The organism is Clostridium sp. (genome assembly GCF_029258205.1).
GTDB lineage: Bacteria > Bacillota > Clostridia > Clostridiales > Clostridiaceae > Sarcina.
Genome location: NZ_JARHZJ010000038.1, coordinates 1 through 7,342, shown reverse-complemented (window position 1 = coordinate 7,342; position 7,342 = coordinate 1). Strand labels below are relative to the sequence as shown.

Here is a 7,342-nt window from a genome sequence, read left to right as displayed (position 1 = left end):
GAAGTTAGAAGTATTTAACTTAATATAAAGTATTAATAAAATAAGTTCTATTTAGTTTTAGTTTAACTGAAGCTAAATAGGACTTTTAATTTTATTTTATATTTTTAAAATATGATTTTTAGTTATGTGTTGTTTAAAATTTGCCTTTTAGTTAGGGCTCAGTTAGTTTTTAAAATGTGTTAAAAAAATAATTTCTTTGTGGATAAATTTTAATAAAAGTAATCTATTTATTTTAACTGAGCCCTTTGACGCTAAAAATTTCATAATTTCTCTTTTAAAATAAGTAAATCTTTTAATAAATCAAATATAAATTTAAATGGTAATATAATTGTAGTATTTTTGTGGATAAAGTATATTAAAATTTTTTTTGAAAGAAAAATATTGTGAAAAGATATAAATTATTTATTTTGTGGATAAAAAAGATTTTGAATTGCTGTGGATAATTTTAAAAAAATAATTCTGTGGATAAATTTTTAATTTTATACATGTGATTAAATTAAAGTATAATAAACAAGAGGCTTGTTTTAAAAAGCACTTAGTTATTATACTATAAAAATATCAATATTCAATATAAAATTTATAAATTGTTGGGGGGGATTTTTATGGAAACAGCTAAGAGAGTATTAAAGAATTTTTTTATAAAAAGTATTTTGCTTATAATTTCAGTACTTTTAGCAATGGCATTTTATAAGTTAATAGTAAAGGAGTGTATAGATGTTTTTATAAAAATAGATTTGAGTGGTAAAAAAGGTTTTGTGATATATAACTTTTTTAAGTTAACAAGTGTAATGCTTATATATCAAGTTTTCTTAACAACAACTAAAATGAAAACTTCAAAGTTATTTAAATTATTCTTGTTTGGATTATATTTAGGAACAATGTTTATATTATTATTTGCTAGACCTAAAATGGCTAGAGGATTCCAGTTAGATCCATTTACAGTTTTACATGGGCTAAGAGGGGATAAGACTGGCCAGTTGTATTTAATAGGTAATATAATATTCTTTATGCCTATAGGATATGTACTAAGAAAATATAACTTTGTATTAGCCTTTATATTATCTGCATCTATAGAATTTAATATAGAACTTGCTCAATATGTATTTAAAAGAGGATTCTTTGATTTAGGAGACATATTTATAAATTTAGTTGGTATATTCATTGCTTATTTTATTTGTAAAATAGCTTACTTTATTAAAGATAGCTTTTCTAAAAGAGAAGATGAGATAAAAGAGGTTGCATAGATAAGAATCATTATAAGTAAAAAAATAGAGAGATATATACATAAATAAAGAATTTTATAGAAAAAAAGGATGTAATATGAATGATTACATCCTTTTTTTCTTGACAAGCGAACGTATGTTTTATAAAATTAAAAAAGACGAGGGAACATAAGTTCTTGTTTTTTAAGACAACTTAGGAATATATAGGACATTAACATAATATAATAGCATATAACAAATTTTAGGGGGTTAATTTATATGACTAAGAGCAGCGGTATGTTTGTAAAAATAAATTATAAAATTAATGGAGCTAATAGATTCCAAGGTGAGCATAAAGCTAAAAAGTATAAAGATACAGCTGTAAGCAAGTATGTATTATGTGGTGGGTCATATTTCAAAAATAGAGGAACTATAATATTCCATGCTAATAATTTTAAAGAGGCAGAAGATATTATAAACAATAATCCATTTGTTTTTTATGAGGATTATTCATTTGAAATATTAAGCAAAAATTCAATAAGTTTAGGAAATACATATCATTAATATAAAAAAGATAAAATGACCTTTGTTAATTTCAAAGGTCATTTTGTATAAAGCACTAAGAAACTAATTTAAAGTATTGGTTTCTTTTTTTTATTATATATCTAGTAAATTTTTCTTATAAGCTGAGTAAAGTTCATTTAATTCACTCATGTTTTTATCAAGTTTTATTTGTAAATCAGAAGCTTTTTCAAAATCAGATTCATTTATAGCATTCTTTATTTGAGTAAATAAACTTCTTGTATGATAAGAATCTTTCATTGTTATGTGTCTTAATTCATTTATTGTCATCCAAGTTGAAACGTCTAAATCTAAGGCTTTATCACAACAATGAAGTTGTTTAGCTGCTCTTATATCTTTAATGTAAGAAGGAATTATTCTTGAAGTTATTTCTGTAGTCCATCTCTTAGTAGTAGCTATTTTGAAACTATTTATAAGCTTGTCTGTAAATACTGAATTTACTTTTAATACCTCTACCTTTTCAGGATATTTATCAAAGGCACTTAAGTTTTCAAAAACAGTAGAAGGAGCTACACCAAAGTACTCATTTCTTTGTGAATCTGTGAAATCTTCAAATACATCCTCTTCACTTCTATATGCTCTAGATTTTTCTAGGTAATCTGCTTCTTCACCTGGTTTTTTAGATAATTCAGCTAAAAGATCATCTTCTGTTTTATCATTTTCTAAAGCATACTTAATACCATCTAACATAGCCATATAGCTTGATGCTATGCAAAGATAAGTATTTGTAAATGGATTTGGTGATCTAAGCTCAAATCTAGTTGCTAGAGGATTATGAGGATCTCTTATTAATCCTGCTAATATAGTTCTATTTCTAGATGGAATTTCAGGGCTTTGACCTAATGATGTAACTATACAAACAGGAGCTTCAAAGCCTGGTTTTAATCTTTTTAATGAGTCTGTTGTAGCTGAGATAAATGGGTTTATTATCTCGTAGTTCTTTAATATACCCATTATAGAACCATATCCTATTTTACTTAAAAAATGATTTTTAGTTGGATTAAATAGGTTTATAATTCGTCCATCTTTTAATTTTAGGCTTAAACTTAAATGGGTATGCTCTCCATTACCAGCAACTCCATCTATTGGTTTAGCAAGGAATGTTACTTCTAATCCGTTTCTTCTAAATGTTTCCTTAACTAAAGTCCTTATAAATAATTCATTATCTGCAGTTTGCATAGCATCTGAGAATTTCCAGTCTACTTCTAATTGCTCCATTATATGATCAAATTGACCTGAGGAATTAAGTTTAGCTTTAACTCCACCAACTTCTTTATGTCCCATTTCAGGTTCAAATCCATACTCATCCATATATAATAAACTTTGTTCTAAAGCTGTTCTAACATTGCCCTTAGTTCTTGTCCAATATTGTTCTTGTAAAACTTGAGAAGTTGAAAGTTCTTCAATTAAAGCTTTATCATTTGGTGTTTTAACCCAAAATTCTAATTCTGTTGCAGATGTTAATAAAAGGTCATCTATATCATCAAAGGTTATATTTAAATCATTTAGTGTTTCTGGATGTTTTTTTAATAATGAGAATAAGTTTGATTTGAATGTATCAATTGAATTTTTTAAGATATGTCTAGAGTCGACTGGTTTATCTTCGTGGATTAGGAAGCAAGGAATTCTAAGTGTTCCTACTGGTCTATTAGTTAAAGGGTCTATGAAATCGTAATTGTAATCTACAAACCACTTACAATCTAAATCGGCAATCATATCAACTTTTGCGTTATTTAAAGTTGCTATTCCTGGAAGGACAACTGATGAACCATCTGTTTGTACTGCAGTTCCATGAAGGAAAGAATCTATATCTTTTAAGAATAATTTTGAAGGAATTTTTTCGTCAGTATCATTACCTGCTAAGTCAACTCCAACTAAAGATACAAATTTTATTTCTGGGTGGTCTTCAAAAATAGAAATTAAACTTTCTCTATTATGATATTTCTTAGGAATTGTAAATAATAAATCTCTGTTCATAATTATTTAGAAGTAATACAATTATAATATTTGATATAATTGTAATAATCTTCTGTTCACATCCTTTCATTTTTATGGCTAATAGTTATTTCATTTGTTTTTTAACGTATAATAATATGATTTTTAGATAGTAATATTCGTTGCGAAAATATTCTTAAAAAGATTTTATTACAATAGAATATTACTGTCAATATATTTTATATTTTAATATAAGTGTAAAATATGAATTTTAATAGATTTATTTAATAGAAAGTTATAAAATTATCTTAAGATTAAATCAAGTACTTAGAAGTGAGGGATAGCGATGCAAGATGATTTAAAGAATGCACCTATAGGTTTTTTTGATTCTGGCTTAGGAGGCTTAAGTGTTTTAAAAAAAGCCTTAGAAATGATGCCAAATGAAAATTATATATATTATGGGGATTCTAAGCATGCACCTTATGGAGAGAAGACTCCACAAGAGATAATAGAACTTTCATTTAATGCTATTGAATTTTTAATAAAAAATGGAGCTAAGGCGATTGTAATAGCATGTAATACTGCAACTTCAGCAGCAGCGCATGATCTTAGAAAGCATTATAAAGATATACCTATAATAGGAATAGAACCTGCTTTAAAACCTGCTATAAATTTACATGAAACTGGATCAGTAATAGTAATGGCAACAAAGGCAACTTTAACTCAAGAGAAATTTAAAAAACTTATGGATAAGTATGGGGAGCATAGAGAAGTAATATCTCTTCCATGTCCAGGTTTAGTTGAGTTTATAGAGTCAGGAGATTTAGAAGGAGAAGGTGTAAAAAACTTCTTGATAGAAAAATTAAATCCTTATATAGGTAGGGAGATTTCAAGTATAGTTTTAGGATGTACTCATTATCCTTTTGTAAAAGATATAATACAAGATATTGTTGGAGAAAAAGTAGACATAATAGATGGAAGTTCAGGCACGATAAGAGAGTTAAAAAGAAGATTAGAAGAAAATAATATTGAATCAGAATCAAAGAAAAAAGGTAATTTAGATATATTTAATTCCTTAGAAGACAAAAAAATATTAGAGCTAAGTAAAAAGCTTATAGAAATTAAATAATAAATTAATAATCTACAGTAATACGAAAGCATATATAACTTTATTTATGATAATTTAGTATATATTGTTTTAGTATAGCTGTAGATTTTTTAGATAACGAAATTTTTTTATAAAAAACTTTGTTAAAATATTGACAAAATGAAAGTAGATTGATATTATAATAAATGTAAAGATAATTTTCAGAAAATTTCAACAAAGATTAATGGGAGTTACTTAAAAAAGGAGGATTTTATAATGAAAGTAAATGTAAGAGAATTTTTAGGAGCTAGAATAAATGTTGAAGATGCTATAATTTTAAGGGATTATATTGAAAATAATCTAAATGAAAATGTAGAATTAGATTTTAGTGGTATAGATAGAGTTTCAACAACTTTTTTAACTTGTTTATTTACTGATATGATAAATAAAGAAGGAAGAGAGAATATTATTTCAAAAATAAATGTTAAGAATTTATCAAACTATACTGATTATTCAAGAGTTGTAGCTGGAACTACTTTTGCTTAAAAATGAAAATATGAATTATATAAAAACTTTAAAATATTATATTAAGTTGAACTCTAAGTGGGCAACATAATAGAATCTATATTATTAAGATTCTTTATGTTGTCTTATTTTTTATTTTAAAATCTTTAAGTAATATTCCATTGTTAATAGAAATAATATATAATTTTATACAAAGAATGATTAACATTTTAGTTTAAGTAAATAATGCTAAATAGTTAAATTTGAAAGGAGAATTATTAATATGAATCCAATAGTTACAATAGAAATGGCAAATGGAGAAAAAATTAAAATAGAATTATATCCAGAAATTGCACCGAATACAGTTAGAAACTTCGTTAGTTTAGTTAAAAAAGGTTTTTATGATGGATTAACATTCCATAGAATTATACCTGGATTTATGATACAAGGAGGATGCCCAGACGGTACAGGAATGGGTAACCCAGGATATAGAATAAAAGGTGAATTTACAAGAAACCAATTTCCAAATGACTTAAAGCATTCAAGAGGAGTTATATCAATGGCTAGAGCTATGAACTTTGATTCAGCAGGAAGCCAATTTTTCATAATGCATCAAGATTCACCACATTTAGACGGTCAATATGCTTCATTTGGTAAAGTTATAGAAGGTATGGATGTTGTTGATGAAATAGCAAATGTAAAAACTAATTACAATGATATGCCATATGAGCCACAAGTTATGGCAAAAGTTACTGTAGAAAATGCAGATGATGTAGAAGAACCAGAAATACTTTAATTTATGAATGTATGGGAGGTAGATTAGCATGAGTATGCTCAATAATAGCAAAGCTATTCTAACTTATGGTTTAAATGAAAAAGAAAAAAAGGACTTTCAAGCAACAGGGCACAAGGTTATTAATATAAGTAATGAAATGGCTTCTATGAAAGTTAAGGATATATTAGAAGGATTAAAATTTGAAGTTGTTTCAAACAAAAACTTTGATGAAAAAGTTGTTATATTCAGTAATTTCCCTGATGAAGAATTACAAATGCTGGTTTCAATAGCAAAAGTAATTACAGAAAATCCTATAATGGCTGTAGTTACAGAAACCTCTAAAGAATGGCAATTTAACTACCTTGTTGAACATTTGATTGAAGAGAGAGAATGGTATAGAAGTATGCAAGGAGGAAGAGCTTAAAATGAGTAGAGTTGGGGAAAGAATAAAAGAGGCTAGAGAAAAAAGTGGAATGACACAAAAAGCTTTAGCTAAAAAGCTAGGTGTAGCTGAGAAGTTTGTAAATGAAGTTGAAACAGGAAGAAAAATTATAAATGAATCACTTATATCAAAGGTATCAAAAGTTTTAAATGCTGATTTAAATGATATAAATATGGTTGTTACTGATGAAGATCTTCAAAAAGAACTTAAAGCTGAAAAGCAAGCAAGACAAACAAAACCAGCAGAAGTTAATGAAGTTTGGAATCAGGCTTTTGGATCAGTTTTAAAAAATGTTCCAATATATGATTATTCATTAGCTAAGGTTAAAGGATATAAACAACTCGCTACTACTTCAAATAAAATAGATGGTCATACAGCAAATAAAGTTTTTTATTTAAAAGTAGAAAATAATGATATGACTGGATATAGAATTCAAGAAAATGATTTAGCTTTATGCTATTCAATAAAAGAGATAGAGAATAATTCTATTTGTTTAGTTGAATTCAATGGAAAGAGAGTTATTAGACAAATTAAAAAGCTAGACAATGTTAAAGCTTTATTAATAAGTAATAATGGTAGTATGAGAACAGAGACAGCTAACATAAAAGAAATTAAAGCAATAGCTAAGCTTTATAGAATAGAATTTGATTTATAATTTAAATATAAAAAGGACAGTTCTAGATTAGAACTGTCCTTTTTGTATTTAAATACTTCTTATCATGTTATCAAAAAGAAGAAATTCTGAATAAAATAGCTATAAGAAAATGTAGTCGGTAAGAAGGAAGTGAATTTAGTGGAATCAACTGAGAAAAAAA

The 7,342-nt window shown here is 26.2% G+C and carries 8 protein-coding genes; 7 read left to right on the top strand and 1 reads right to left on the bottom strand.

The features are described 5' to 3' along the window. The first annotated feature begins 602 nt into the window (after positions 1-602). Complete coding sequence (locus Q1J60_RS05345; RefSeq protein ID WP_300259336.1) at positions 603-1,244, top strand: VanZ family protein; 642 nt, start codon at positions 603-605, stop codon at positions 1,242-1,244. A gap of 237 nt (positions 1,245-1,481) precedes the next feature. Continuing rightward, on the top strand, positions 1,482-1,766 hold the full coding sequence (locus Q1J60_RS05340) for a YciI family protein (protein WP_300259334.1): 285 nt from the start codon (positions 1,482-1,484) through the stop codon (positions 1,764-1,766). Between the two features lie 93 nt (positions 1,767-1,859). On the opposite strand, the gene Q1J60_RS05335 is transcribed toward Q1J60_RS05340, so the two are convergent. Then, positions 1,860-3,761, bottom strand: a complete 1,902-nt coding sequence (locus tag Q1J60_RS05335; RefSeq protein WP_300259332.1) for a type I glutamate--ammonia ligase — start codon at positions 3,759-3,761, stop codon at positions 1,860-1,862. A 304-nt stretch (positions 3,762-4,065) separates the two neighbouring features. On the opposite strand from Q1J60_RS05335, the gene murI reads away from it, so the two are divergent. From murI to Q1J60_RS05310, 5 genes are all read left to right on the top strand, one after another. Beyond that, positions 4,066-4,848 (top strand): glutamate racemase, encoded by a 783-nt coding sequence (gene murI, locus Q1J60_RS05330; RefSeq protein ID WP_300259330.1) that lies wholly within the window; start codon positions 4,066-4,068, stop codon positions 4,846-4,848. Between the two features lie 234 nt (positions 4,849-5,082). Next, positions 5,083-5,352, top strand: a complete 270-nt coding sequence (locus Q1J60_RS05325; RefSeq protein ID WP_300259328.1) for an STAS-like domain-containing protein — start codon at positions 5,083-5,085, stop codon at positions 5,350-5,352. A gap of 241 nt (positions 5,353-5,593) precedes the next feature. Then, positions 5,594-6,106: a peptidylprolyl isomerase gene (locus Q1J60_RS05320; protein ID WP_300259326.1), complete on the top strand. Its 513-nt coding sequence runs from the start codon at positions 5,594-5,596 to the stop codon at positions 6,104-6,106. Positions 6,107-6,134: 28 nt separating this feature from the next. Further along, entirely contained in the window at positions 6,135-6,509 is a 375-nt protein-coding gene (locus Q1J60_RS05315; RefSeq protein WP_300259324.1) for a DUF3783 domain-containing protein, read from the top strand. Position 6,510: 1 nt separating this feature from the next. Further along, entirely contained in the window at positions 6,511-7,182 is a 672-nt protein-coding gene (locus Q1J60_RS05310; protein WP_300259322.1) for a S24 family peptidase, read from the top strand. Positions 7,183-7,342 lie beyond the last annotated feature (160 nt).